The sequence below is a fragment of the Iodobacter sp. genome (genome assembly GCF_025352645.1).
Lineage (GTDB): Bacteria > Pseudomonadota > Gammaproteobacteria > Burkholderiales > Chitinibacteraceae > Iodobacter.
In genome coordinates this window covers 20,597-45,337 of record NZ_JANXSO010000094.1, presented here as the reverse complement: position 1 = coordinate 45,337, position 24,741 = coordinate 20,597, and the positions used below count along the sequence as shown (strand labels likewise).

Annotated in this window: 25 protein-coding genes and 1 pseudogene; 4 read left to right on the top strand and 22 right to left on the bottom strand. The window is 46.1% G+C overall.

The genetic code is table 11. The annotated features are described in order from the left end of the window. Positions 1–954: type VI secretion system Vgr family protein (locus tag Q0R17_RS10765; protein WP_293934980.1), on the bottom strand; the 954-nt coding region annotated here is incomplete at its 3' end. Positions 955–1,572: 618 nt separating this feature from the next. Here Q0R17_RS10765 and Q0R17_RS10760 point away from each other — a divergent pair. Beyond that, positions 1,573–2,556: a LysR family transcriptional regulator gene (locus Q0R17_RS10760; protein ID WP_293934977.1), complete on the top strand. Its 984-nt coding sequence runs from the start codon at positions 1,573–1,575 to the stop codon at positions 2,554–2,556. On the opposite strand, the gene Q0R17_RS10755 is transcribed toward Q0R17_RS10760, so the two are convergent. From Q0R17_RS10755 to Q0R17_RS20065, 7 genes and pseudogenes are all read right to left on the bottom strand, one after another. Continuing rightward, positions 2,553–3,047, bottom strand: a complete 495-nt coding sequence (locus Q0R17_RS10755; protein ID WP_293934974.1) for a DUF2938 domain-containing protein — start codon at positions 3,045–3,047, stop codon at positions 2,553–2,555. The two genes, Q0R17_RS10760 and Q0R17_RS10755, sit on opposite strands and share 4 nt — an antisense overlap. Positions 3,048–3,099: 52 nt before the next feature. Further along, a complete protein-coding gene (locus tag Q0R17_RS10750) occupies positions 3,100–4,359 on the bottom strand; it encodes an ABC transporter permease (RefSeq protein ID WP_293934971.1) in 1,260 nt (419 codons plus the stop codon). Further along, entirely contained in the window at positions 4,352–5,041 is a 690-nt protein-coding gene (locus tag Q0R17_RS10745; protein WP_293934968.1) for an ABC transporter ATP-binding protein, read from the bottom strand. The genes Q0R17_RS10750 and Q0R17_RS10745 overlap by 8 nt, the downstream gene beginning before the upstream one ends. A gap of 324 nt (positions 5,042–5,365) precedes the next feature. Then, positions 5,366–5,854 (bottom strand): DUF2796 domain-containing protein, encoded by a 489-nt coding sequence (locus Q0R17_RS10740; protein ID WP_293934966.1) that lies wholly within the window; start codon positions 5,852–5,854, stop codon positions 5,366–5,368. A gap of 52 nt (positions 5,855–5,906) precedes the next feature. Next, the gene (locus tag Q0R17_RS10735) at positions 5,907–6,560 is read right to left on the bottom strand and encodes a DUF3299 domain-containing protein (protein ID WP_293934964.1); all 654 of its coding nucleotides are present in this window, start codon (positions 6,558–6,560) and stop codon (positions 5,907–5,909) included. A 434-nt stretch (positions 6,561–6,994) separates the two neighbouring features. Beyond that, positions 6,995–7,279, bottom strand: a complete 285-nt coding sequence (locus Q0R17_RS10730; protein ID WP_293934962.1) for a hypothetical protein — start codon at positions 7,277–7,279, stop codon at positions 6,995–6,997. Between the two features lie 324 nt (positions 7,280–7,603). Continuing rightward, a pseudogene (locus tag Q0R17_RS20065) lies at positions 7,604–7,741 on the bottom strand (MarR family transcriptional regulator); the annotation flags it as partial. A 562-nt stretch (positions 7,742–8,303) separates the two neighbouring features. On the opposite strand from Q0R17_RS20065, the gene adhE reads away from it, so the two are divergent. Beyond that, entirely contained in the window at positions 8,304–10,931 is a 2,628-nt protein-coding gene (adhE, locus tag Q0R17_RS10725) for a bifunctional acetaldehyde-CoA/alcohol dehydrogenase (RefSeq protein ID WP_293934961.1), read from the top strand. A 76-nt stretch (positions 10,932–11,007) separates the two neighbouring features. Here the strand turns inward: adhE and Q0R17_RS10720 are convergent, their stop codons facing one another. Next, positions 11,008–11,724, bottom strand: a complete 717-nt coding sequence (locus tag Q0R17_RS10720) for an MgtC/SapB family protein (protein ID WP_293934959.1) — start codon at positions 11,722–11,724, stop codon at positions 11,008–11,010. 399 nt (positions 11,725–12,123) lie between these two features. Next, entirely contained in the window at positions 12,124–13,467 is a 1,344-nt protein-coding gene (locus tag Q0R17_RS10715) for an esterase-like activity of phytase family protein (RefSeq protein WP_293934958.1), read from the bottom strand. Between the two features lie 516 nt (positions 13,468–13,983). Here Q0R17_RS10715 and Q0R17_RS10710 point away from each other — a divergent pair. Beyond that, the gene (locus Q0R17_RS10710; RefSeq protein ID WP_293934955.1) at positions 13,984–14,457 is read left to right on the top strand and encodes a hypothetical protein; all 474 of its coding nucleotides are present in this window, start codon (positions 13,984–13,986) and stop codon (positions 14,455–14,457) included. 185 nt (positions 14,458–14,642) lie between these two features. On the opposite strand, the gene Q0R17_RS10705 is transcribed toward Q0R17_RS10710, so the two are convergent. From Q0R17_RS10705 to Q0R17_RS10665, 9 genes are all read right to left on the bottom strand, one after another. Then, on the bottom strand, positions 14,643–15,080 hold the full coding sequence (locus tag Q0R17_RS10705; protein ID WP_293934952.1) for a hypothetical protein: 438 nt from the start codon (positions 15,078–15,080) through the stop codon (positions 14,643–14,645). Positions 15,081–15,292: 212 nt separating this feature from the next. Next, positions 15,293–16,255, bottom strand: coding sequence for a zonular occludens toxin domain-containing protein (locus Q0R17_RS10700; protein WP_293934950.1), 963 nt, complete (start codon positions 16,253–16,255; stop codon positions 15,293–15,295). Beyond that, positions 16,252–16,566: a DUF2523 family protein gene (locus tag Q0R17_RS10695; protein ID WP_293934947.1), complete on the bottom strand. Its 315-nt coding sequence runs from the start codon at positions 16,564–16,566 to the stop codon at positions 16,252–16,254. The genes Q0R17_RS10700 and Q0R17_RS10695 overlap by 4 nt, the downstream gene beginning before the upstream one ends. 11 nt (positions 16,567–16,577) lie before the next feature. Further along, on the bottom strand, positions 16,578–17,927 hold the full coding sequence (locus Q0R17_RS10690) for a hypothetical protein (RefSeq protein WP_293934944.1): 1,350 nt from the start codon (positions 17,925–17,927) through the stop codon (positions 16,578–16,580). Between the two features lie 59 nt (positions 17,928–17,986). After that, complete coding sequence (locus tag Q0R17_RS10685) at positions 17,987–18,184, bottom strand: major capsid protein (RefSeq protein WP_293934941.1); 198 nt, start codon at positions 18,182–18,184, stop codon at positions 17,987–17,989. A gap of 210 nt (positions 18,185–18,394) precedes the next feature. Continuing rightward, a complete protein-coding gene (locus Q0R17_RS10680) occupies positions 18,395–18,610 on the bottom strand; it encodes a hypothetical protein (RefSeq protein WP_293934938.1) in 216 nt (71 codons plus the stop codon). Positions 18,611–18,635: 25 nt separating this feature from the next. After that, entirely contained in the window at positions 18,636–18,833 is a 198-nt protein-coding gene (locus tag Q0R17_RS10675) for a hypothetical protein (RefSeq protein WP_293934935.1), read from the bottom strand. Between the two features lie 5 nt (positions 18,834–18,838). Beyond that, positions 18,839–19,159, bottom strand: a complete 321-nt coding sequence (locus Q0R17_RS10670) for a hypothetical protein (protein WP_293934933.1) — start codon at positions 19,157–19,159, stop codon at positions 18,839–18,841. 29 nt (positions 19,160–19,188) lie between these two features. Beyond that, on the bottom strand, positions 19,189–20,658 hold the full coding sequence (locus tag Q0R17_RS10665) for a replication initiation factor domain-containing protein (RefSeq protein ID WP_293934930.1): 1,470 nt from the start codon (positions 20,656–20,658) through the stop codon (positions 19,189–19,191). Between the two features lie 70 nt (positions 20,659–20,728). Here Q0R17_RS10665 and Q0R17_RS10660 point away from each other — a divergent pair, with 70 nt between their 5' ends. Then, a complete protein-coding gene (locus Q0R17_RS10660) occupies positions 20,729–21,133 on the top strand; it encodes a helix-turn-helix domain-containing protein (protein WP_293934928.1) in 405 nt (134 codons plus the stop codon). Between the two features lie 138 nt (positions 21,134–21,271). On the opposite strand, the gene Q0R17_RS10655 is transcribed toward Q0R17_RS10660, so the two are convergent. The 3 genes from Q0R17_RS10655 to Q0R17_RS10645 are packed head-to-tail and all read right to left on the bottom strand — an operon-like array spanning position 21,272 to position 24,739. Continuing rightward, positions 21,272–21,850 carry a membrane integrity-associated transporter subunit PqiC gene (locus Q0R17_RS10655; RefSeq protein WP_293934925.1) on the bottom strand — a complete coding sequence of 193 codons (579 nt, stop codon included), beginning with the start codon at positions 21,848–21,850 and terminating at the stop codon, positions 21,272–21,274. Between the two features lie 2 nt (positions 21,851–21,852). Further along, positions 21,853–23,517, bottom strand: coding sequence for an intermembrane transport protein PqiB (gene pqiB, locus Q0R17_RS10650; protein ID WP_293934922.1), 1,665 nt, complete (start codon positions 23,515–23,517; stop codon positions 21,853–21,855). Then, positions 23,507–24,739: a paraquat-inducible protein A gene (locus tag Q0R17_RS10645; RefSeq protein ID WP_293934985.1), complete on the bottom strand. Its 1,233-nt coding sequence runs from the start codon at positions 24,737–24,739 to the stop codon at positions 23,507–23,509. The genes pqiB and Q0R17_RS10645 overlap by 11 nt, the downstream gene beginning before the upstream one ends. Positions 24,740–24,741 lie beyond the last annotated feature (2 nt).

Here is a 24,741-nt window from a genome sequence, read left to right as displayed (position 1 = left end):
AAACGATTTCTTTTGCCCATCTAAAGCGTCCTGACGCAGCTTTGCATCGTTGCTGAGCTGGTCTAAATCGCTGGCGTAGTAATGCGTTTGCGGGTCGTAATATTCTAGGCTGGCTTGGATTTGTTGCCCGCCATCTCCTTGGTCGATCGCGCTATCGCTTGAACTGTGGCTGGTATTACTCGCTTTGTAATCGAAGCTCGCCAAAGCCACCGAGCTGCTACCAACTTGCCGCTGGGTATTCCAAGCGGTGAGTGAATCGCTTTCTTCTGTTGCATCTGGACGATGGAATCTAACCGCCGTTTCTATTGCTTCGGGCAGAGCAAAAGCATCATCAAACAGCACCAACTGAACTTGAGGCGTGTCTCCGGCTAAATGCTCAAAGCGCCAAGCCAAACCACTTTCTTTCATTAATCTGCATAAAAACGCAAAATCATCTTCGCGGTATTGCAGGCAATAAGAGCGCGGCGGGTATTCGCCGGACAATTTGAAATCCAGCGTTTGTACTGAGGCAAACACAGGATTCTTGGCTTGATGCTCAGCCAGTACCTGTTTAATCAGATCCGGAATAGATAAGTCTTGGAACACCCGTGAAGTACGGCGGTATCTAAGCAGCGCAAAAGGCGGCTCTACGGTAAGGGAATACTTAGCGAAGCCCCCATCAGAACCTAAAAGCTGCGCCTGGCTCACCACCCCGCAACGCTCAATTGCATCGCCATTGGCATTTGCAATAGACAAGACGATCGGCAAGCCTAGCAGCGATTTGAGCTCTAAAGCACCATCGGGCGATAAGCAATCGATTTGATAGCGATAAGCTTGGTTGATCCCCTCACGACCTGTTACGCGCTGGGGTAAGAGCTGCTCACCCCAAGCTGCACCATCGCCTAGTTGCAGAGAGATAAGGCGCTGATCTTGATTAAAAGCAGCGGCGAATGAGGCAAGTAGATCAAAGGGCATAAATAAACCAAGGGCTTACAGGAGGTTTCCTATATTACACGAAGCTTTGTGCTTTCTGATCTACCATTGCAATGGTTGGATAATGTTATTATGAACACAAACAGATCTTGTAAGGTATAGCACTTATGCCGAGTGAGGCGCTGGAAACCGCTTAACTGGAAAACACGCACTGGGGCTGCGGCTTGTTTTATCGCCCTTATTTGTGGTTTGGGGCGTGGGTGGGCATTACGTCGCTGATGCTGAGCTATGAGCCACGTTTCCCTAAGGCGTTACGCGTGGCCAGTGGCGAGTCAGAAGTTAAATCACTGCTAAGCTGGGTGGGGCTTATAACCTTATCCCCGCCATCTATACCGCCATCGGCGGTTGGTGCGCCTACGCTTGGTATCACGACTTAGACATGCAGCTACCGCTACGCTGGCTGGGCTGGGCTGGGCTGGGCTGGGTGTAATTCAAAACACGCCCCCTTTTATTTTGCACTCCATTAGGGGGGATTTAATTGCTAAATTATGGCATTTAGGTTGTTCCACTTGAGCTTTAACGGCTTTAGTGGCGCTGATTCTCTTTGGCTTGCTAATGGGGATTGTTGTTGGGTAATCCTCCTTAATTAAGGACTATTTAGTGAAGCACCTTGATTTCAATTTGCTGTTAGATCTGGATGCGCTGCTGCGTGAAGGCAGTGTGGTAGGCGCGGCAAGGGCATTGCATCTTAGCCCACCTGCGATGAGCCGCCGCTTAACGCGTTTGCGTGAAGCCATTGGTGATCCGTTGTTTGTCCCCGCTGGGCGCGGCTTGGTGCCAACGCCAAGGGCGCTGGCTTTGGGGGCACGGGTAAGGGCGGCCATTGAGGAAGTGCGTGGTGTGTTTACGCCGCAAGAGGTGGATTTTACTAACCTGCAACGCACGTTTACTGTGCGCGCTAATGATGGTTTTCTTGGCGCGTGGGCAAGCCGACTAGTAGCAGCTCTGTTGGCCGAAGCGCCTAATATCGCCTTACATTTTGTTTCTCGCGCTGATAAAAACATCGAAGCCTTACGCAATGGCAGTGTCGATCTGGATTTGGGCGTGGTGAGCATGGCAGGCCCAACAGAGCTGGAGGTTTACAGCCAGCCGCTATTTAGCGCGTCTTTTGTTGGCGTAGTGAGGGCGGGCCATCCTCTGGCGGGCACAGCGGTGAGCGCGGAGGATTTTGTGGCGTGGCCACATATCTCAACATCAAGAAGGGAGCAGGAGCTTGGCGGTATAGATACTGCATCAAGAAGAGGGCAGGAGCTTAGTGGTGTAGATGTGGCATCACGGCGTGTGCAAGAGGCTGGCCGGATGGATGCGGCGCTCAAAGCGCTGGGTTTACAGCGTCGAGTGGCGATGGTCGCCCCCGGCTTTCAGGCGGCCCTGATGATGGCGGCAAGCTCGGATTTTATTACCGCGATGCCCGAGCCTTTTGTGCGCTGGGCCATGCCGCAGCATCGTCTATATAGCTTTGAGTTGCCAATTGCAATGGATCGTGTGGAGGTTAGCCAAAGCTGGCACACCCGCCACCACGCCGATCCAGTACACCGCTGGTTAAGGGAACATGTGTGGGCCCTTTGCCAGCTCAATACTTAAACCGCCAAAGTCAGACACAGGGCTGAGCCATACAAGCCCATCCCAAAAACTGCATGCGTCATCAGGCTGCGCAGGCGGGCTTGCTGGGGCTTGGGTGTTTTTGATGCGGCAATGCCCGCGCCCATGCTGGGCTGCATTATAAAGAATGGAAAGGCTACGGTTGCGATTCCAAAGAGGGTGGTGGTCAAAAACGCTGGCTGCGTCAGCCACTCTGGCCCCGCAATGGCCGTTAGCAAGGCTGCAAAAAAGACCCCCGTCGCGTAATGAGCTATCCAGCCCAACTGCAATTCGCCCTTGATTGGCGCGGCTTTGGCAATGCTGGCATGCCTGAAACGCCTTGGCATATGGCCAATCCAGCGACCCGCCATCGCCCAGTTAAGCGATTGAATATTAAAGAAACGTTTTAATAATAGTGCCCACAAATCCATGAGCAGGGTTGCACCAAAGCCGGTAAGAATAGTTCTGGTGATAAGTTCTGCTGAGATGCTCATGCCATGCTCTTTATATGGTAGTGGGGCGGCTTACGTCTAGCCGCCATCCCTTTTAACTTTGCTGACTTAAACCATCACTCAGCGACATCCGATAGGCGCGCCAAGCGGGAATTGCGCCGATTAAGGCTCCGGCGATTAAAGTGGCGAGCAGCATCAGTAGCTCAGCAGAAGTCGGCGGATTAATGGCGATACTCATGCCGTAAAATTCGCGTAGCACTGGGCGGCAGGCGAGGATAATCAGATAGAGCAAGCCCACCCCAGCGGCAATCCCCACGCTGACCAGTAGCAATGTTTCGCCCATCACCAGCACAAAAATCTGCCATGCCCTTGCGCCAACCGAGCGCAAGATCGCCATCTCACGGCGGCGCTCGTTTAGCCCCGTTAAAAGTGCAGTTAGCATACCCAATAGACCAATAATCATCACAAAGCCAGACACCACCAATAGCGCCTGCTCGGCGATTTTCATTAACTGCCAGAGCTCAGATAAGGCTACGCCAGGCATGATTGCCATCAGCGTTTCATCGTGATACTGGTTTACCGCCCGCTGGTAGCTAAATAGCGAGGTGCGCGATTTTAAGCCGACGTAAAAAGCAGTAATGGTGGCGGGTGGCGGCACGGCACGGTTTTCATCGGCCGCCAGTACGCCGCTGGTAGAAAGTAGCGATGCACTGCCGGATTCCCAGCCTTCATGAATGGCGGTTAAACCATCAAGCGAGACATGCACGGTATCGTCTACCGGTGTGCCGGTCGGGGCTAAAATACCGGTAATGGTAAAGGGCTGGTCTGCGTGCTCGCTCATCGCGCCTTCGCCACTGCCGTGGGTCAGTACAATCTTACTGCCTAATGCATAGCCAGATTTTTTAGCGACATTGGCACCGAGCACCGTGTCATGAGTGCGGGCAAATATCTTGCCCTGCGCCAGTTGCAGATGCTGATCTTCGCCAAACTTTAAGTGCTTAAAGTAATCGGTGCTGGTACCTAAGACTGGGAAGCCTTTGTGGCTATCGCCCAAAGACACAGGGATTGTCCACTCCACGCGCTCGTCTTTTGCTAGCTTTTGATAGCTATCCCAGCCGATATTATTGGTGGCATTACCCACGCGAAAAACGCTGTAAAGCAAGAGTTGTACCGAGCCTGTTCGCGCTCCGACGATTAAATCTGTGCCGCTTACGGTATTAGAGAAGCTATTTCTGGCCTCGGTACGCAGCCTTTCAACGCCAATAAGTAGCAGCACAGATAAGGCAACGGTAAGAACCGACAATGCGACAGTCAGTCGGCGGTTTTGCAAGCTTTTAAAGGCGATTTTAAACATCGTCTGCCTCCATGGCGGCGTGGTTTAGCGTCGGCAAGCTCACACTGCGATCAAACTGAGCCGCCAGTTGTGGATCGTGGCTGACTAATAAAATGGCGGTTTCATGCTCGGCCGCGCATTCAAATAGCAGCTTGATAAACGCCTCGCGCCGCTCGGCATCTAGAGCGGAAGTTGGCTCGTCGGCAATTAAAACCTCTGGCGCGCCAATTAATGCGCGGGCTAAAGCCACACGTTGCTGCTGGCCAACCGATAGGGCATTCACTGGTTGATGCAAATGGCGGTGCAGATCAAGGCGCTCTAATAGATGCAAGGCCTGCGCTTTTGGATTGGCCGCACGCTGAGTACGTAATTGGGAAAACTTACATGGCAGCAAAACATTGTCGAGCACGGATAAATAGCTCAGTAAGTTAAATTGCTGAAATACATAGCCTAAATGATCGGCGCGAAAGCGATCACGTTTAGGGCCAGAAAGCTGGGCTAAATCTTGCCCCAAAATACGAATACTGCCGCTTTGTGGTAGGTGAATACCGGTTAATAAAGAAAGTAGAGTGCTTTTGCCGCTGCCACTTGGCCCATGCAAAAATAATCGCTCGCCCTTGGCAAGGCTAAATGAGGGGATATTAAGAGTAGGGCGCGGATTGCCCGGCCAAGTAAATTGTAAGGCGTTGATGTCGATCAGCAAGATGGCTTTTCCGGTTTATCCCCCAGCCATTGGCCAAGGCTATAGATGAATTGCGGTGAATCAGAAGTGGTGGGTGTAGAGCGGGTGAAGTACCGCCAGTGTTAAAGCGTAAAAGCAAAAAACGGTGGGTTTCATGCCATGTGCGCTAAAAAAGCCACATAGAGCCTTAATGAAGTAGCGCTAAACATTGAGCCACAGAGGCACTAAGAGCACAGAGTACACAGAGAAAAGCTCAAAGCATTGTTTCCTCTGTGAAACTCTGTGGCTTAAGAATTAACCCAATAATTTATATTGCGTATTTAATGCCAATACCACAGCAAACTATTATTTCAGATTTAATACTTGCCCAGCTTTTAATTTAAGCTGCTTTTGGCCTTGGGCTGTAGCGAGGTTGGCATTGATGGTTTTAAAGCCAGCAAAGTTTTTCCATAGCGTAAGGCTAATATTATTGGGGGGGGTGGCACATTCAAAGCGGTATTCTGCATCGATATCGCTATGGCCACCCTTGCCAAAATCAGGCATTTTAACTACGGGAGTGGCCGCCTTACACTGGGCTGCGGCATCAGGAACAAACAATGCGGCTGTATTTTGCAATTGCTCACTTACTTTTTTAAAAGTGGCTTTTTCCGCAGCAGTTTTAGGTGCGTGTTCAAATCCAAGTAAGTTGTCTGCTGGGCTTTCTAAGGTAATCAACAGTTGTTTACCTTCGATGGCTATATCTATTTCGGCCACACCGTGTACATGTGCGCCATGGGCTGCGGCGACATTGCTTAATCCCAATGATAATAGGGCGGCAATTAATAGTTTGTTCATTGTAAAAATCCTTAAGCTGTTTAAAGAAAAATCAAAAACAAATAGTCAGCACTTATTTACTGGCTTGATATTCACGAACTTCATTCGCCGTCATGGCATAGCCTACTTCCACCTTGCTACTGCCATCGGCCAACGCCAAATCGGATTTGCTAGACTTCACCAATAATTTGCCCGTTACCGTGATCGGTGCAAATAAATTCCCCGCAGGAAAACCTTTAGGATATTGCACCACCACCATTTGATTGGCCGGCGGGGCAGGCACGTGAATGCAAGCGCCAATGACCGGCACTAGAATAAACTCGGTCACTTTTTTGTTGGCCTGTTTCAGCGGCAACAAATAACCATCTAACTGTACTGTTTGCTTATCCAACCCTATTTGCGCTTCGGTGGTGCGCTTTTTCTCAAAGGCTTCAATTTTTGCCACCAAAGGCTCTAAATCACTAAAGTCTTCTTTTAGCAAGGTGTTGATATCAATGCTTAAATCGGCAGGTTTTAGTTTTCCCGCGGCTACAATTGCCTTTTGCTGACGCTGCTGAAATGCACGCATTAACCGCGCTTTTTGTTCTTGATTTAAATTACCTACGGCCGAGCGTAAAGCGCTTGAGTCGGGCTGGAGATCGCTCCATTTAATCGGCTTTACATCAGCTGCAAGCAGGGGGCCGCACATTGCTGCAGCCAGTACAAATGAGAGTAGGCGGTGAATCACGTTCAATCCTTTCGAGGAGTATTCGCTTGAATTGTAACTGAGTTGCATTTGGATGTGTACGTTGTCACAAATATTTAATGATTTATGCGCTTTTTTACAAAAAGGCTACGGCCCCGCAATCAATCGAATTTTTTCAGCGAAACAGTGGGCCTACCAAGCCATTGGCATTTTTGTGGGTGTATTGTTTTAGTGAAATATGTTTTAGTGAAATAAAAAACCAAGGCGAGAGAATCGCTTAAAGCCAGAAGTGGCATAGGGAGTGGTTTGTTTATTATTTGAATTTACGGGGGATTGAAAATGCGCACCCGATGAAGCGCACGAGCGGATGCCGTATTGCAAATAAATTACGCAGACATCACGTGCATTTTATTGGGGCTTTTGTTGGTGTTAGTGATTTCATCAGCGCCAGCCATGATGTATGGCACTCGCAGAAACTAAAGCTGCTCAATTAAATGATCTAAAAGCTGGCCCATGGTGAGGCCTCGCTCGGCAGCAACACGCTTTAATTTTTCACGCGTTGCAATATCCACCATGGCATTAAATTGCACTGGTGTAGTTAAACTCATGTTTTTTAAACCCGCTTGAAAGCGGGCTTTTCTACTGGCCCTTTGGCGCTCAGCAGCCGTCATGGCCCGCTCGCCCAAAGGCGGTCGTCCGCGCCGTTTTGCGGCCGGCATTCCAGGTAGTTCAGCTGTTTTTGTATCTTCGATCTGACGCATATTGCTTTGTGATCATTTAAGGCGGACGCCATTTTAGTGACTGGATGGTGTTTCTGTCACGTTATGAATTTGTGGCTTTTACCCCTGCAAGCAATTGACAAGTAAAAAAGCCAATAGAACAAAGGCATTGCGGGGCATCGGCGCTAATTTATTAATTCAATTTACCCAGCAAACACCGGATATACATAGCGGAAAATCTGCGGAAAGCCTTGTATGTGAGCAAATATCGCCAAAGGCATTTTAGTCCCTAGTCGCATTAATTAAAGAAATTGCCATTGTTTGGGGCATAGATTTGCATCAGAGCCAAGGCTTGGGTCGAGAGGCTTAAGCTGAAACATTATGAAACATTCGATTTAATTGCTTTTGAGCGCCTTGCCGCGAAATATCCATCGACTCGGCAATCTGTGGCGTAGTCAACGGTTTGCCTGCAAGCGCAACAGCGCCCAATACCTGCCAGCGTGCGCTGGTAAGTTGGAGTGGGACCTCCTTTTTCTAGTAGACGGGCGTTAACTCGAAATATGTTGATCATGATGTCACTGAGAACGTCCGCTTCGACTCTACAAATAGATGACAAGGTAGCTACTCCTAGTGTGGGCATTGCTTATCAAATTTAATGACAACTGGTTTCCCAATTCGACAACTAGCTGTCAAATTATTTCATCCGCATATCTCTATGGGCCGACGAACGTAGTAGACCAAATCGACTCTATAATTAAGGGCGGAACACCAAACAGCACGCCAACTTGATCAAACTTTAAAAGCAGCGCGAAGAAAGCGAACAATAATTATGCGTACGAGCGCCAACACTTCCTGCAGCGCACTGACGCATTCAACTTGACATAATATACATTATGCGAAGTAATATATAACAATCAAATCCACATTGATCTATATCAAGTAACGCCAGCTAACAAGGTATATCCTGTGTGTATTCCGTTTTATGTAACCAGCCAGTAGTTTTCAGGGCTAGCCCTATTTAAGCAACACCTTGTGCCTTACTTATAATACTTCCGGAGATCAGAAAATGACCGTTTCTAACATTCAAGAACTTGATGCACTGATGGTGCGAGTCAAAAAAGCGCAGCAGCTTTTTGCCACTTATTCACAAGAACAAGTCGATAAGATTTTTCGCGCTGCGGCGCTGGCGGCGGCAGATGCGCGTTTGCCACTGGCCAAGCTGGCGGTTGCAGAAACAGGCATGGGCGTACTTGAAGATAAAGTAATTAAAAACCACTTTGCCTCTGAATATATTTACAACGCGTACAAAGACGAAAAAACCTGCGGCATTTTAACGCAAGATGACGCCTACGGAATTATCACCATTGCAGAGCCTATTGGGATTATCTGCGGGATTGTGCCAACGACCAACCCTACTTCTACCGCGATTTTTAAAGCGCTGATTGCACTTAAAACCCGTAACGGTATTGTATTTAGCCCGCATCCACGCGCTAAAAATTCCACCTGTGAAGCGGCGCGTATTGTATTGGATGCCGCCGTAGCGGCTGGCGCACCGCGCGATATTATTGGCTGGATTGATCAGCCAACCGTTGAGCTTTCTAATCAACTGATGAAGCACAAAGATATCAATCTGATTCTGGCAACCGGCGGCCCAGGCATGGTTCGTGCAGCCTACTCTTCCGGCAAGCCTGCCATTGGTGTAGGTGCAGGTAATACGCCGGTTGTGATTGATGAAACTGCCGATATTAAACGTGCTGTAGCGTCTATTTTGATGTCTAAAACTTTTGATAACGGTGTGGTTTGCGCATCGGAGCAATCAGTTATCGTAGTAGACAGCATTTATGAAGCGATGAAAGCCCGTTTTGCTCAAAGCGGCGGCCATATTTTAAGCAAAAAAGAAGCCGAAGCCGTTCGTAAGGTGATCTTGATTGATGGCAATTTAAATGCTGGCGTTGTCGGTCAAGCAGCCGTCAAAATTGCTGAGATGGCGGGCATTAAAGTGCCTAGTTACACAAAGATTTTGATTGCTGAAGTATCCTCGACTGGCGAAGAAGAAGCTTTTGCCCACGAAAAACTATCCCCAACACTGGCCATGTACCGCGCTAAAGATTTTTATGAAGCGGTGACTAAGGCTGAAGCTTTAGTTGCACTCGGCGGAATTGGCCACACCTCGGCGCTATATACCGATCAAGATCAGCAGCATGAGCGGATTGCTTATTTTGGCGACAAAATGAAAACCGCCCGTATTCTAATCAACTCCCCTGCTTCGCAAGGCGGGATTGGCGACCTTTATAACTTTAAATTGGCTCCGTCTTTAACGCTGGGTTGTGGTTCATGGGGTGGTAACTCTATCTCAGAAAACGTGGGGCCAAAACACCTGATCAACACCAAAACTGTCGCTAAACGGGCCGAAAATATGTTATGGCACAAACTTCCTAAAAACATTTACTTCCGTCGCGGTTGCTTGCCGTTTGCACTGGCTGATTTGTCTAGCAAAAAACGCGCAACTATCGTTACCGGCCCTTACTTGTTTGCCAATGGCTACTGCGATGAAACCATCAAAGTACTGAAGCAAATGGGCATGGAAGTCGAAGTGTTCCACGAAGTAGAAGCCGATCCAACCCTAGAAGTGGTTCGTAAAGGTGTGCATTCCTTAAATATGTTTAAACCTGACGTGATTATTGCGTTAGGTGGCGGCTCGCCAATGGATGCCGCCAAGATTATGTGGGTGATGTACGAGCATCCAGAAGTCCATTTCGAAGACTTAGCACTGCGCTTTATGGATATCACCAAGCGTATTTATAAGTTCCCAAAAATGGGCATTAAAGCTGAACTGGTAGCTATCCCAACCACATCGGGCACGGGTTCAGAAGTAACCCCGTTTGCGGTGGTGACTGATGAAAAAACCGGCATGAAGTACCCAATTGCCGATTACGAACTCACCCCAAATATGGCGATTATTGATGCTGATTTAGTGATGAACATGCCAAAAAGCTTGACTGCCTTCGGTGGTATTGATGCGATAACGCACGCTTTAGAAGCGTATGTGTCGGTGCTTGCGAATGAGTATTCTGATCCGCAAGCCTTGCAAGCCTTGAAGTTACTTAAAGAAAACCTACCATCGTCTTACTTAAATGGTGCAAAAGATCCTAAAGCGCGCGAATTAGTGCACAACGCTTCCACTATTGCTGGGATTGCCTTTGCCAATGCATTCTTAGGGGTTTGTCACTCCATGGCGCATAAACTGGGTGCTGAGTTCCATCTGGCACACGGCTTAGCCAATGCCCTGCTAATTTCTAATGTAATTCGTTTTAACTCGGCAGATATTCCAACCAAGCAAACTGCATTTAGCCAATACGATAGACCGCAAGCGCGTTGTCGTTATGCTGATATTGCCGAGCATTTAGGCCTTGGTGGAAAAAATGACGAGCAAAAAGTACAGAATCTGATTGCTTGGATTGAAGAGCTAAAAACAACGATCCAGATTCCTGCTTCGATCAAAGAAGCGGGCGTGCCTGAGGCGCTGTTCTTATCTAAAGTAGATCAGTTGGCAGAAGAAGCCTTTGATGATCAATGCACCGGCGCTAATCCACGCTACCCGTTGATTTCAGAGTTAAAACAATTGCTGTTAGATAGCTATTACGGCAATGCTTATGTAGAAAATCATTTGCGTGAAGAAGCGCTTGCTAAGTAATTATTAGTAAATGCATAAAACAAACCCCATCTAGCATGGGGTTTGTTTTTGCCTGCTATCTATTGGGCTATAGGCATTATTCCGCAGCAGATAGATTCCAGAATGCCTGTTTTACATAAGGGCGCTTTTGGATTTGCATAATTAATGTATCTAACTTACCAGAATCAACCTTGCTAGAAAGCAACGTGGCGGTGATTTCCACATCATCATCCCCAAACGGCTCTACATTTAAATCACCTAATGGGTATTCAATTTGCGTTAACATCGATTCCAATACATTAAGCGCGTGCTTTTGCCGATCGCCATCTACAATCATACAAACCTGATAGCTAACCTCGCCGCTCTGATCATTAATCGGTGAGCGATTAATTGCATTCACTACGGGGCGTAATAAAGTATTAGCCGCTAATACAAAGATAGCCGCAAGCAAGGCTTCTGCAATTAAGCCGGCACCAGAGCACGCGCCCACTGCGGCCGACCCCCAGAGTGTGGCCGCAGTATTTAGGCCGCGCACATTCAAACCCTCTTTCATAATGGTGCCCGCGCCCAAAAAGCCCACGCCAGAAACCACATAAGAGATCACCCGCGCCGCACCATCTGGCCCGTGTACACGATAAGCCAGCCCCACAAAAATAGCCGCAGCCAAAGAAACCAGTGCATTAGTTCTAAGCCCCGCAGTGCGTTGCCGATATTGGCGCTCATAGCCAATGATAGAGCCTAAAATAAATGCGGTGCTTAAACTAACCAAAGAATTGAGTAGCCAAATCAAATCAAAGCTTTGAATAAAGAGCATTTAACTCTCCTTGTTATTGTTATTAGATAAATCAGTAATAAAAATTAATATAGATTAACTTGCAAATTAAATGGCGGATTGTCGCCCAAAATTAGCCCACGCAGCCGTTGCGAGGTGATATGCAAGTGAATAGGAATGGCGCTACACAAGCCTATGGAAAGGCTAAATAGACACCGTTACCCGCCAAGCGGCAAGGTAGCGGCAGATGGGGATCCGCAGTTACCTTGCAGCTATTGATCGATAGCAATTCGATAACTAAAACTTTCCACCAAGGATCTCCATCAAATAATGACGCTAAACCATACCCCTTCAGGGTGGGGTCGTCTACATTGCTGAATGTATTTGTAAATTTTACACGCAAAGTAATGGTCGCTCTTGTTTGCGCTGCAATACAGCAAGTTAAATGGCATTTAAGAAATCAGCAACCTCCAACAAAATAAGTTCATTATCATCGGCTTGGTTGGGCTCGCGGCTACTAGAAAATGGCAGGTTATTATCATTACCCACCACAATATGCTTAGCATCCACGATATCAACGTTTTCAATGGTGAAAAAAGGAAAGGTAAACACGCCATTATTGAGCGGCTTGCGAGCAAGCTTGGCGGGATCGGCAATATTCATTAAATCGATATATGCAATTTTACGTAGCGGGCCACCGACATTGGCCTCGCTTAATGCCACCTTGTAAACACGTTTGAATTTAGCCAGATCATGGAAGCAATCGCTACGCTTTTTCCCTTCAGGGCAGGCCTTATCTGCCGTACCTTCGCCATTGTCCCGCTCAATAATCAAGCCGGTTTGATCGTCGATCATATTGAAATCACCAATCGCATTCGCGTTGTTTTCTAATATGTACTTCCAGTGTCGTCCAGTCCACGCTTCCTTTTTTACATCGAACTCCAGTACGCGTAAATAGTCTTTGCCTTGCAGGTTTTCATTGGCTTTGGTCTCCACATCCCAAACTGCCCCTTCTAGCAAGGCGTAGAGTTTGCTGCCATCTTTAGATGCCGCCATGCCCTCAAAGCCTTTTGAGCGGCGAACTTGAAAATCTACGTTTGCGCTTGGTGCGGCGGGCGTTGTAATGGCTGGGTGGTCAGGTGATCGAATCACTTTGCCGTCTAGCAAGGTATCAAACACCGCCAAGACCTTGCCTTTTAAATCAGCCTTAATCAGGAATGGGCCAAATTCATCACCAATCCATAGTGCCCCACCTGCAAATTGAAAGCTCTCAGTATCAAAATCGCTGCCCGTTAAATAACGCTGCTTGCTGCCTTCGTGAATAATTCGAAATGGCACTTTTTTTTCTGGATCATGTAAAAAAATAGTCTCTAGGCGCTGCATCTTGCCGCTATTAAAATCCACGGCGTAGTGGTTTAAATACAGCATGGCATCGGCAGAATTGGCCTTAGCGCCAAAGCCGTTATCCGTGATAATCCAAAAACTGCCATCTGGCATTTTCTTAATGCCAGAATGCCCTTGCAAGGGCTGGCCCGTAAAAGGAAGCGATATCCCTGTTGGGCGCCCAAATGATAAGCCTTCAACGGAGGCTAAATCTTCTACGCGTTTACCCGTCGTAAATTTGCCACTGATTTTTAAATCTTCAGGCGCATCTTGAGGTGCAGGGATAAAGGATTTAGCTGACATAACTGCATGCCCAGCTAGCACTGCTGGGAACTCAGTTTGCGCATAGGATGCCGTAGAGAGCAGCGCTAGAATGCTAAATAATATAGAGGGATGTGCCATGGATACGTCAAATTCCTAGTAGAGAATGAAGGCATATCCTGCGTAAGTAATGTGACGGGGCAATGAATAGGTGCTAGCCCCTCTACCGGAAGGTTTGGAAAAGACTGTATTTTTACTCGCCTGATTATGCTTCTTTTTCAAAAAAGCCATGTATTGTTAACTCTATTGACGTTGATATGTTCAGGCGAATGACAAAAAATGAGTAAGAGACATACCCGGGTTTACTTAAGCTTGCAATGAGTGGTTGGTTGACTGACGCGGCAAATCCTTACTGCTTTTAAAAAATAATTACATTTCGTAATAATGCTTACACCGGTCATTTTCATTTATTTCGTATATTGTATATTATGTCAAGCTACAGGCGAATAAAACGTAAACTTACAAGGCTAATTTCACCCGAAAAACCACCATGAGTAAATAATTACACGTTGGCTAAAAACAACACATTACAGTATCCATGCAACAAGGATAAGGCGCGTAACAGCCGTTACGCGCCTTATTTTATGAGAAAACAGAATGCGAAATATGCCAATAGCTGACTTCAATGTAACCACAACTGAATTAATCTTCGCCATATCAACAAAGCCAGAATCAGAATTAGCTGAAATACTAGGCACCAGCCCCCGACAAATAAACCGCTGGCAAACCGGCCAGGACCCCATACCAAGATCAATCTTTCTTCTGGCCAGATTCTACACAAGCGGCATTGTGCCCTTTGGTGAGTGGAAAGACTGGACGCTAGCCGAGCAATGCCTCATTCCACCCCATGGCAACAAAAAAGGATGCGCAAGAATCGAAGAAATCCTTTTTATTGATCACTACCGAAAAGACCGCATGTTATGCAATAGCCAATACACCTTGATTGAGTCGTTAATAAAACAACGCAACTTCTACAAAAACCAATGCAGCTTAGAAGCAAAATACGGACTCATGCTCGCAACTGTCTTCAGAGAAAAAGATCCGCCCGCCCCGTCGACACAACCCTATTAAAACCCGCCTTTAAAAGGGTAATTCCTCAAATCCGATCAAACGCACCTCATTAGCCCAGCTTGCACGCACAAGTGCGTGAAACCTGAGCACGACACATCAAAAACCTTACCAAAAATGGCTTAAGTGTGAATTGAATCAGCGTTAATTCTTAATGAAAAAAGCCAGCATTAAGCTGGCTTTCATGATTACAACCCTTGGCAATCAATCGCCTGCATTCGCTTTCTATTTTCAGCATAACGCGCATGCAGCCATGCCGTAGACTTATGCCTTTGCATGCTCACAATATAACGCTTCTCCTCAACTAATGACGCACACTCAGTTGCAGTATCTTTACGCTGCTCCACCCCCGAACGCTGATATTCAACATTACGCCGCTCAATAAAATCCCGCTCAACATTCCTCGAAATCTCAGCCCTTTCCCGCGCCTCTCTACGGTAACCCGAAAAATCCGCACTACCCACCAAAGCATCCTTGTTAGTAATTTCTTTTGCCGTTTTTAACCCTGAATCCTCACAAGGCGCATTTTGATAAGTGTACTTAGGCCGGACACCATCAAAGCATTTATACACAGCAGCAGAAGCGTATGGCGCAACCAAACAGATAAAAACAAACAAATACCGCATAAACTGTAAGCCCTCATTAATAATGGAAGCATACAGATAAAAACATCACTTTCAAAGTACTTACAAGTCGCCGCCACTAGCAGACCCACTTACCAAACGGCCCCTATTCCAAAAATCAATAAATGCACCTTGATCAAGTGGATGCACCGTTGCACACGAAGAAAGTGCAAGCAAAACCAGTGCACAAAAAAATAATCTGAGCATACTCACCGTTAAATCTCTTCTTTTTTTTCAATATTTGGCTTACCTAAAAAAGCCAAATAAACGCCATGCTTAACAATGTTTTCGCAAAGCTCCACAGGCATATAAAGAGGCGTGGCTTGATCCGTAAAACACAAGCAGCCTTTACTTGCAGACTTAATGCAAGCTTGCGGTGCTGGAACGCTTACCGGCTCAGTGAGCTTGTCGTATACCGGCGCGGTATACGCCAACGTAAGCACCCTAGGCGTTTGTTCTTCAATCCATTGCGCGGTTGTTTTCTTTCGGTCAACCGGTTGCGGACTATATGGCACATACCCCGCCGGTGCAGACGCGGAAATAGACGCATTAGCATCAGCCGACGGTTTCTTATTCACAAGATGGGTGTAAACGTAATAAAACGCCCCGATCACAACAAAAGGCAACACAACAAGAACCAGCAATTTAGCCGGAATCCGACGCTTTACTGTGTGCAATTCCGCCGATTTATAATAATTAAATACATCCCTGGGATAAGACCAGACATGCTTTACAGAATCAGAACGAGATTTATCACAATTCTCTTTAATCCCTTGCCATTCATGAATATTAGCCTTGTGCATACCAAAGGCCCGCATTACATGCAAATGACGCCCAACCAAACGGCGCACATTACCATCGACAAGCATGGGGTGTTGTGTGACTAGAAACAAATCCAACCCTTTATGCCTATGCGTCTCTAATTCAGAAACATGCTTAGGCACATTTGAACCATTCGCTCGCGTTCTAAATATTCGCTGACATTCATCAATAACAATAATCGCGCCTTTTGGGCAATCAAACCATTTATCAGCATCAATTTCAATCCACGGCAGCTTTAAATCAGCAATACCAGAGTAATAAACTTGACGACCATCTTTCTCTGAAAGCTCTTTTACTTCCTGCAAAGTACGTAAAGTTTTGCCCGCACCTGGCTGGCCGGTAACGAGATTAATCATTTAGTCACCCATTTTTTCATGGAACCACCAGTTAAACCACCAATTACCAACTTACCCAAATAGGCAGAAAAGATAATAGATACGCAAGTATCCACTTCCAAAAGCCCCATTATTTGAATAATTTCAATCGGTACACCTTGAAGATTAGAAATAACATCACTCTGTAATTTTTCCAGCACAATTTTAAAGCCGGTATACGTGACAATTCCCACGCCAAGACCAATCAAAGCACGACCGGCAAAAGTAGCAGCCGCAGAAACAAGCCCACCAATTAAAGCGGCAATCCAAGGAATAGCAAGTAATGCAGGCATATAACCCCCAATTAAACAGCGGAAGAAAGAATTCTAGCTGCAGCGATTAAAGAAAAAGCTACAGCAATATTTCCCGCCATTGATAAGTATTTATTTATCTTTGAAAAAGGTAATTCAAACCCTTTACCCATCACTGAAAAATGAACATCAGATAATCCGCCTTTACTTAAAAACGTATCTCTTTTAATTACACCGGTCATGTCAACATTGCCATTTTCGCCAAAATTCAATTTAGACTTAATGCCATCCATATCATCACCAGATATTGACTTATCACCTATTTTCTTTAAATCAGATTTATTTAATTCATCAATACCCTTATCAGACTCGCATTTATTAAGCCAAGCTAGGCGCGCAATCTCACACGTAGCTGGATCATTGTTTTTGCACTTGAAAGAATCACACGAACCAGTAATTGAACCGTCAGGGGGAGGCGTAGGTGTAGGGGTCGGAGTTGGTTTATCTTTACCATCTTCGCCAGTTCCTGTGCCCGTACCGCCACCACCACCACCGCCACCACCGCCAGTACCACCAGTACCCGTGCCACCACCAGTACCATCCGAGGGTTTCTTTGGATCCCATTTGTCACAATTTGCCACGCATTTATCTTTATCAGTAGGCTTAGGCGGCGGGGCTGGGTCGGTAGGATTTGGTGGATTTTTAGCGCACGCATTAACCCCATTAACCTGTCCAAAACTAGAATTTGCAGGACAATCACCGGGGAATTTTGGCGCTTTATTAGGGTCAGGTGGACTAGTGGCACTAGGCGGCTGAGGCGCTTTTTTCCCATCAAATAGATTACATTCATCACCAGAATATTGCATTTTCAACAATGCATAAGCACTTTTTTTATCGCTACCAATTGCAAATAATTTGTCACCATTCGAAAAAGAGCCAGACATAATTAATTCACAAGTCCCATCACAAGAACTAGCCCTATCTTTAAAAAATGAATTTAAACCATCAGGAGAAACAACAATGGGCATACCTGCACCATCAACACCAGAAAAAGGTAATGGAACTAATAAATCACCAGCACTTTTACCTTTTTTAATAGCACATTTGTCTTCTTTCAAACGCATAAAACTCTGAAGAATAGAAACACCAGTAGATGCAGATTTTGCCCATATTTTTACAATACAACCGGAACCCTCTGGAACTACTGGACACGTATTATCTAAAACCTCACCACCTACGCCATAGCCAACAGAAAAAGCATAGGCATATGTAAAACCAACAGGATCATTAGTTTCTTTGCCTGAATCACTATTAATAAACTTAGCAGAAAAAGCTAATTCGCAGAAAAAACAAGCCAAAAGGCCAATAAGACAACGACTAAATAAAAAAGACCTTCCATTCATATATTCCCCGCAATAAAAAAAGGGCGACTATTGCCGCCCTATTGAAAACAAGCCGCTAATTAAAGCGCGCCGCGTACCCATTTGAATACTTTCATACCCACAAACACAACCAATACCGCACCGCCAACAACACCAACAGCCGCGCCCGCATCAGTAATTGCAGAAGTTACGCCTGCAGTATCAACCGCAGCAAAAGCTGGTGCAGTCGAAACGGCAGCAACAGCAACAACGCCCAATTTCTTTAAAAATTTAATCATGATTTACTTCCCCAGAGTTTAGCGTCTTAATACAGACGCGAATTGTGTAGGCAATTGCCCACAAGATTAAAACACTTGCTAAAACAGGTTGCGCATCCGCGACCGTCCAATCCCAAACGCCACCGGATGTAATGATGTAATCACAAGAACCCGCAACATTAGAAGCGACTTGCAATAGGCCATCTGGGCGAATTGAAACGCATTGCTGAATCATACATATAACGAATCAAATAAATTTGATTTAATTCGCTCCAAAACAACTAAATTATTTTTGTAAATATCAATATTTACAATGCAATTAGTTTCAAAAGATTCAAATGAAGAAATATTTTCTTTATTTGAATGTATTTGATTGTCAATGATAAGCATCATTTGAATTACATCATTATGATGCATTTTAATATTTGCAATTTTACTTGTTGACATATATCACCCATTCACCAATTCAATATTAATCAGCCATAACATAATGGGCATATACGCTGAATTGACCATCCAGCAAATCAACCGCCGTATCTATTGCGGCCTGTTTATCTTCAAACAAACCCGCCTCAGATAGCCATTGCGTATAACCAACATCGCCATTAAGTGGCATTAAGAAAAAGCCATCATCTAAAGACTGAACTATCCAAACGGGTTTTAAATTCATTTTGATTACGCCTTAGTTACTTCGCCAGTTTGACGACTTACAACCGGCAACATGCGGTGGGATTCAAGCGTGGTTTTTGTGACTTTGCCACTTGTAACTTGGTTCAATACCAATTCAGCCTCATGCGGAAATGGCAAATCTTTCATTGTTTGATACATTGCCGAAGACGGATATTTATATTCGGCAGCAGCCATACCTTTCGCCCTGCCTTGTGATTCATCCAATTCAAGCAAAACAAATAAGGTAGTCGTGTCGTAATGCTTGCCCTCAACATCATCATTAAAAAACTTAACACCCGTTACTGTTACAGTTGTTTTAAAACGCATAATTACACCTCGTTAAAATTCATAAAAAATTACCCAGCAGAACACCTAACCCTAAAGTCTTGAAAATTAAACTCAGCAGCAATAACCGCATCTTTAGTGATTGACGCCAAGCGCATCGGCTCAGCCGAAAACCGATAATCAGCAACCTTTAAGCGCTTAGGCTCCCCATCACGTCGAATTTTTGCAATAAGCGCGTCAGCCGAGCCTTCGATATGAATTAACGTATCAAAGTAATGACCGTATTGACGCTGAATGATTTCTAAGGCGCGGTTGTAGTTAATCTTGGTTTCAACCTTATTAGATTGAATACGACATTGCTTTTCGTTAATCCAAGCAAAAGAAGGGTAACTAGCCGCAAGGTACTCACCAGCGACCAACAAAATATCAAATGGAATTACACGATCTACCGATTTAAATTCAACCTCAATACGCACCCAAGGCGATTCTTTGCAGCCGAATTTTTTACCACGTTCGTATGTACGACTATATTTGCCAGAACGGCGCAGGCCGGTAGCAAAAGTGCGCCCCTTCCCATTTGGCCGCTTCCAATTGCCGATTTGCTCGCATTCCGGTGCCGTGCCGCGATAACACTGAAACTTTCCATCATCAAAATCAGACTCGGCACGATCAACAGAGTAGTTTTCGCCCATATAGTCGTCATAAGCGCAATCAACACGGGTAATACGCGGATTTTCAGCCTCATTTATAAGCCAATCATGCATGCGCCCTTCCCAACCATATTTAGCCGCAGTACATCCAGAGCCATTGAGCATAATTAAAATGGTTTCACGCTGGCCGCCAATGCAGAGATAGCCCCAACCATCACCTAATTCATAAGCCTGATGATAGAAATTGCGGCCATTAGTACACTTATTAGTTACACCGAAGCCAAAGATTGCCTCTAGGCGCATTGAAACCGCTAAAATGTAATCCTCTGCCGTTACGCAAAAATCAGCGTATTGATCTGCAGTAGATTTATGCACGGTGATATTGAGCCAATCAACAAAGGCATGATCCCCGCCCCAGCCTCGACGCTGAGGAAATTCAACAATATCGCCCGTATTGGTAACAACGAGCTTTAGGGGCTGTAAGTCTAAGTCGGAGGATTTGGAACCCTTACACTCCGTAGTAGTGACCCCCGTGTTACTAGGGGGGGTCTCAATCGGCTGCGCCTCAGCCAGCAGGTGCGGCAAGCCGCCCCCCGCTGGCTGCTTCGCAGCCTCAGATTTCACCAAAAGCTTTTTGCGGGCCAAGCGTTGGAAGGCCCCGCGCATAGCGCTAGGGTTTAAAGAAAGATAGATGGCAACAGATTCAGAATTCAATTCGGCAAGAAATGCCGGAGAAGGTGTATAGCCAGCAGCAAGAAAACGTTCAATACATGCGCGACGATCAGCAGACGATTCAAGCAGCAAATCAATAGCAGAAAAATCAGCCACCCCTAATGTTGCACCAGCGGTAATGTCTGCAATGTTTGTTGAAAGCGCTTTCTTGCGTGCCATAATCAAAATACACCTGTAAAACGAATAAGCTCATTAAAATATACAGGTGTATTTCAGTCAAGGATAAGTAATGGAAAATCTTACAGACATCATTACAGAAGCTAAAAAAATACTAAATATTGTTGAAGATAAAGACTTAGCAAAAGCAATCGGCATTACACCTGGAACAATTAGCCACTGGAACAATAGAGGCTCAAGACCAGATACATTTGCACTTATGCAACTTTCAGACATCCTAAGCATTGACGCACGCGTACTGCTCGCAATTATTGAAGCAGAGCATGCAAAAAGTGAACAAAAACAAGAGTACTGGGAAAAAATGAAGGAAAGATTTTCTGGCAGCAAGAAAGAATTGATGACCATTATTGCTTGTGGCTTCATCTTTACAAGTGCAGATTGTAAGCTTGAGCTAGGGCAGAATCAGACAATAACTTACAAGTACATGACGCCTACAATGTATATTATGTCAAGTTGATGAACTAAAAACAAGAAACCTTACAAACCTAGTCGCCTGTAAAAATAGCTCTGAAATACACCAGAAATAGTGGCACCAAGCTTTTTAACTTTGGTTTTTTTAGTGGGGGCTATTTTTAAAACAAGGGTTTTATGCGTGTTAGCAGTCGCCCTTTGCCGTGCACTCGGCTAGTTTTTGGCTGATTTCTTGCCCTAGGCGATCTAAGCCCTGGCCCAACGCTGCGACTAAGGCTGGGTAGCCTTTGCCTTGTTGGGCTAGCTCGATATGAAATGGGGCTTGCAATACAAGGGTTTGCTGCGCATTTCTTAAAAACCAGTGGCCCGCCAAGATGGCCTGCCCATCGTCGCGGCCATTAAATTGGGTAAGTTCTACGCTTAGCGTGCTGATTCGCCCATTCGGTGCAGAGCCTAGCCATAGTTTATTGGGGGCTTGTTGCTGCATTCTTGCGATTAGTACCCGCTTTACGCCCTCTGGCAGCCGTTCAGCCCATAAGTTTTGCTGAGCTAAGCGCAGCTCAACATCGCCTTGCTGATAGGCGATGCCCCCTGCGGAGAGAAAATCCGCTACTTTAATATCCACTAAGATGGCGGGCAGCTTGGTGGATGTGGGGGCGATCGTGGGGGTGACATCCGCCAAGCGATAATATTGAGTGATGGGTGCGCTAGCACATGCGCTTAAGAGCCCTGCCCCCAGTAGTAAAACCCAGTTTTTTGTCATGGCTACTTTGCCCCTTTGGGTTGAATGTCTTCTTGCTTACGATCGAACAAGAGCGCATTCGGTTTTTCATTGAGGGTGCGAATCACCGGCCTTGCCTCTTGCAAGATTTGGTTTAGATTGCCCAAAGCGCGGTTTAACTCGCCGTAAGCGGGTGATTGCCCAGAGTAATCATCTAGGGTGCTGCCAACAGTATTTAATGTGCCTTGCAGCCTGCTTAAGGTTTGTTGTAATTCGGCAGGTAAATGTTGTACCTGTGGTTGCTGCGCGAAATCATCCAATGTTTTAACTAGGCCGCGTACATCGCTGGCTAGCCTGCCGGTTTCGTCTAGCGTCTTATTGCCTTGAGCAAGCACACCCTCTATTTTTAGCCCGTTTAGCTTGTCTAATAAGGCAATCACTTTGTTTTCGATTTGAGCTAAGCCACCATCACTGCTTGGTAATACAGTTAGGTTCGCATATGTTTCTAAAGGTTTTTGTAATGGTTTGCCGCTAAAATCAACATCAACATACAAGGCCCCTGTCAGTAGGTTCCCATTTTTAAGTTTCAACACCATGCCAGTACGGATCTGGGTGGCGATCACTTTGCGCCAATAGTCATCGTTTTCTTTTTCTGCACCCGTGGCTAAGCGCCCTAGCTCCAGATAGATCAACACAGGGATGCCATGAGTTTTACGGGTTTTGTTTTCTAGTTTTGGGATGGCGTAAGGTACTGCTCCCACGGTACCAATTCTTAAACCACGCAGCTCTACAGGTGCGCCAGGTTTTAAGCCGCGCACAGATTCTTTAAATAGAGCAATGTAAGGTAGGCGGCGTTCAAATTGGCGCTCTAGCGAGCTGGCTTCATCTGCAAACAAAGTAAAACTGGTTTGATCACGGACCTGTTCACCCAAAGGGGTATTGTCTGGCACCCCAAAAGCAATCCCACCAGAGAGCATGGATTCCATTGAGCCGGTGTTAAGCTTAATTCCATCTGAATTAAGCGAGAGTTGCACGCCACTGGCTACCCAGAATCGGGAGTTCATCGTTACTAAACGGTCATAAGGGCGCTGAATATATAAGCGGTATGTCATCTCCCTTTGCTCGGGATCAAAATCCGCTTTTTCTACACGGCCCACTTCAAAATTTTGATACAGCACTGGGTCGCCCACCCTTAATACTTTTACGCCGCGCCCTGAAAGAGCTAAGCGCAAGCCTGGTACGTCAGATGAGGTGACGGGGGGCTCACTTAGCATATTAAACTTACTGCTCATGGTGGTGGATTTACCAGGATTGAGCTGAATAAAAGATCCGGAAAGGAGTGTAGATAAGCCGCTAATTCCACTGCGATCAACCCGTGGCTTGACCACCCAAAACTGGCTGTCTTTATTCAGCAAGCTGCGCGCATTCACATCTAGTTTGGCCGTAATGCGCACCCGATGCGCAGCCACATCCAGCTCTACATCGCTGACCCTTCCCACATTAACAGACAACACTTTTACCGTGGTTTTACCGACCTCAATGCCTTCTGCGTTAGGCAAATACAAGATCACCTCCTCCCCTTGGTGTCGCCAAGTATCAAAAATCATCCATGCGCCTACTAGCAAGGCAGCCAAAGGCACGAGCCAAACTAAAGAGACACGCCGAAGCCAGCCTGTGTTGGCATGCGGTAATTCGTTTTCATTTTCCATTGGAAAGATCCTGAGCATCCTGTGCATCCCAAATCAGGCGCACATCAAAACTTAAAGCAGCCAGCATGGTAAACACCACCATTCCAGCAAAAGAAACCGCGGCAACGCCAGGGTAAACCGACATCAATTGCCCCAAATGAATCAGCGCCACCAGAATAACCACCACAAACACATCCACCATAGACCAGCGCCCTATTAGCTCGGTCATACGATAAAGGCGTGTGTAATGCAAAGCTTTATGGTTTGGCTTTTTTTGGGTTGAAAGACACAGCAAAGTAATTGAAATGAATTTCACCAGCGGGATAAGCACACTGGCAATAAAGATAATAATAGCCACAGGGTAGGAACCCATATTCCACAGCAATAACACGCCTTGCAAAATGGTTGATGGCGTTTTATCCCCTAGGGACTCGGTGATCATCATGGGATAGATATTGGCAGGAATATATAGCAAGATGGCCGTCACTAATAACGCCCAAGACATGGATAAACTATGTGGCTTGCGCCGATGCAAGCGCGCGTAGCAACGCTCGCACTTTAATGCTTGTTGTGGATTAAAAAAGCCGCACACATAGCAAGAAACCGCGCCCTCCCCTCGTAATTTTTGGGCGGGCAAGCCTTCTAGCTGATCAAGTTGAAAGCCAAACCAATGCGCATCAAACACCACAACGGTTTTAGTTAAGGCAATTGAGAACAGTAGCATGGCCCAAAAAGATAAGCCCAGTGCTATTTGCGCCAAAGAGGCTAGCTTAATTAAGCTGACCAAGATACCAATCACAAAGACATCGGCCATCATCCAAGGCTCAAGCAAAACAGCAAGCCTAAGCACGCTGCGCATACCCGGCCAATATTTGGCATATTTTAGTGCTAGCGCTAGATACACAATGGCGCATAAAAAAACAGCGGGGGTAAATAGCACACAGCTTAAAAGTACATTAGCAACGAGGCCAAAATCTGCATCAATCAAGGCTTTTGCGCTGCTTAAAAAAGTCATTTCACTGAAATTGCCCGCAATTTTTAGGCGCAGCAAAGGAAATAAGCAGCTTAAAACGAGAAGTATCAATGCCCCCAAGGCATACGCGAGTGATGCATCAAAGGGGTGACGATGAATCCGGACTAAATGATGGCCACAGCGGCTGCAGCTCGCCTCCTGCCCTGGCTGGAGTGCATCCATTATTTGCAGCAAATCACACTGAGTGCAGCGAATTTCATGCGCAGGCAAAG

Bases quoted from the DNA above. Each gene is read 5' to 3' on its own strand.
- Q0R17_RS10755 (WP_293934974.1), bottom strand. From the start codon at position 3,047: ATGAGCATCTCAGCAGAACTTATCACCAGAACTATTCTTACCGGCTTT.
- Q0R17_RS10750 (WP_293934971.1), bottom strand. From the start codon at position 4,359: ATGTTTAAAATCGCCTTTAAAAGCTTGCAAAACCGCCGACTGACTGTC.
- Q0R17_RS10740 (WP_293934966.1), bottom strand. From the start codon at position 5,854: ATGAACAAACTATTAATTGCCGCCCTATTATCATTGGGATTAAGCAAT.
- Q0R17_RS10730 (WP_293934962.1), bottom strand. From the start codon at position 7,279: ATGCGTCAGATCGAAGATACAAAAACAGCTGAACTACCTGGAATGCCG.
- adhE (WP_293934961.1), top strand. From the start codon at position 8,304: ATGACCGTTTCTAACATTCAAGAACTTGATGCACTGATGGTGCGAGTC.
- Q0R17_RS10720 (WP_293934959.1), bottom strand. From the start codon at position 11,724: ATGCTCTTTATTCAAAGCTTTGATTTGATTTGGCTACTCAATTCTTTG.
- Q0R17_RS10715 (WP_293934958.1), bottom strand. From the start codon at position 13,467: ATGGCACATCCCTCTATATTATTTAGCATTCTAGCGCTGCTCTCTACG.
- Q0R17_RS10710 (WP_293934955.1), top strand. From the start codon at position 13,984: ATGCGAAATATGCCAATAGCTGACTTCAATGTAACCACAACTGAATTA.
- Q0R17_RS10705 (WP_293934952.1), bottom strand. From the start codon at position 15,080: ATGCGGTATTTGTTTGTTTTTATCTGTTTGGTTGCGCCATACGCTTCT.
- Q0R17_RS10700 (WP_293934950.1), bottom strand. From the start codon at position 16,255: ATGATTAATCTCGTTACCGGCCAGCCAGGTGCGGGCAAAACTTTACGT.
- Q0R17_RS10695 (WP_293934947.1), bottom strand. From the start codon at position 16,566: ATGCCTGCATTACTTGCTATTCCTTGGATTGCCGCTTTAATTGGTGGG.
- Q0R17_RS10690 (WP_293934944.1), bottom strand. From the start codon at position 17,927: ATGAATGGAAGGTCTTTTTTATTTAGTCGTTGTCTTATTGGCCTTTTG.
- Q0R17_RS10685 (WP_293934941.1), bottom strand. From the start codon at position 18,184: ATGATTAAATTTTTAAAGAAATTGGGCGTTGTTGCTGTTGCTGCCGTT.
- Q0R17_RS10680 (WP_293934938.1), bottom strand. From the start codon at position 18,610: ATGTCAACAAGTAAAATTGCAAATATTAAAATGCATCATAATGATGTA.
- Q0R17_RS10675 (WP_293934935.1), bottom strand. From the start codon at position 18,833: ATGAATTTAAAACCCGTTTGGATAGTTCAGTCTTTAGATGATGGCTTT.
- Q0R17_RS10670 (WP_293934933.1), bottom strand. From the start codon at position 19,159: ATGCGTTTTAAAACAACTGTAACAGTAACGGGTGTTAAGTTTTTTAAT.
- Q0R17_RS10665 (WP_293934930.1), bottom strand. From the start codon at position 20,658: ATGGCACGCAAGAAAGCGCTTTCAACAAACATTGCAGACATTACCGCT.
- Q0R17_RS10660 (WP_293934928.1), top strand. From the start codon at position 20,729: ATGGAAAATCTTACAGACATCATTACAGAAGCTAAAAAAATACTAAAT.
- Q0R17_RS10655 (WP_293934925.1), bottom strand. From the start codon at position 21,850: ATGACAAAAAACTGGGTTTTACTACTGGGGGCAGGGCTCTTAAGCGCA.
- pqiB (WP_293934922.1), bottom strand. From the start codon at position 23,517: ATGGAAAATGAAAACGAATTACCGCATGCCAACACAGGCTGGCTTCGG.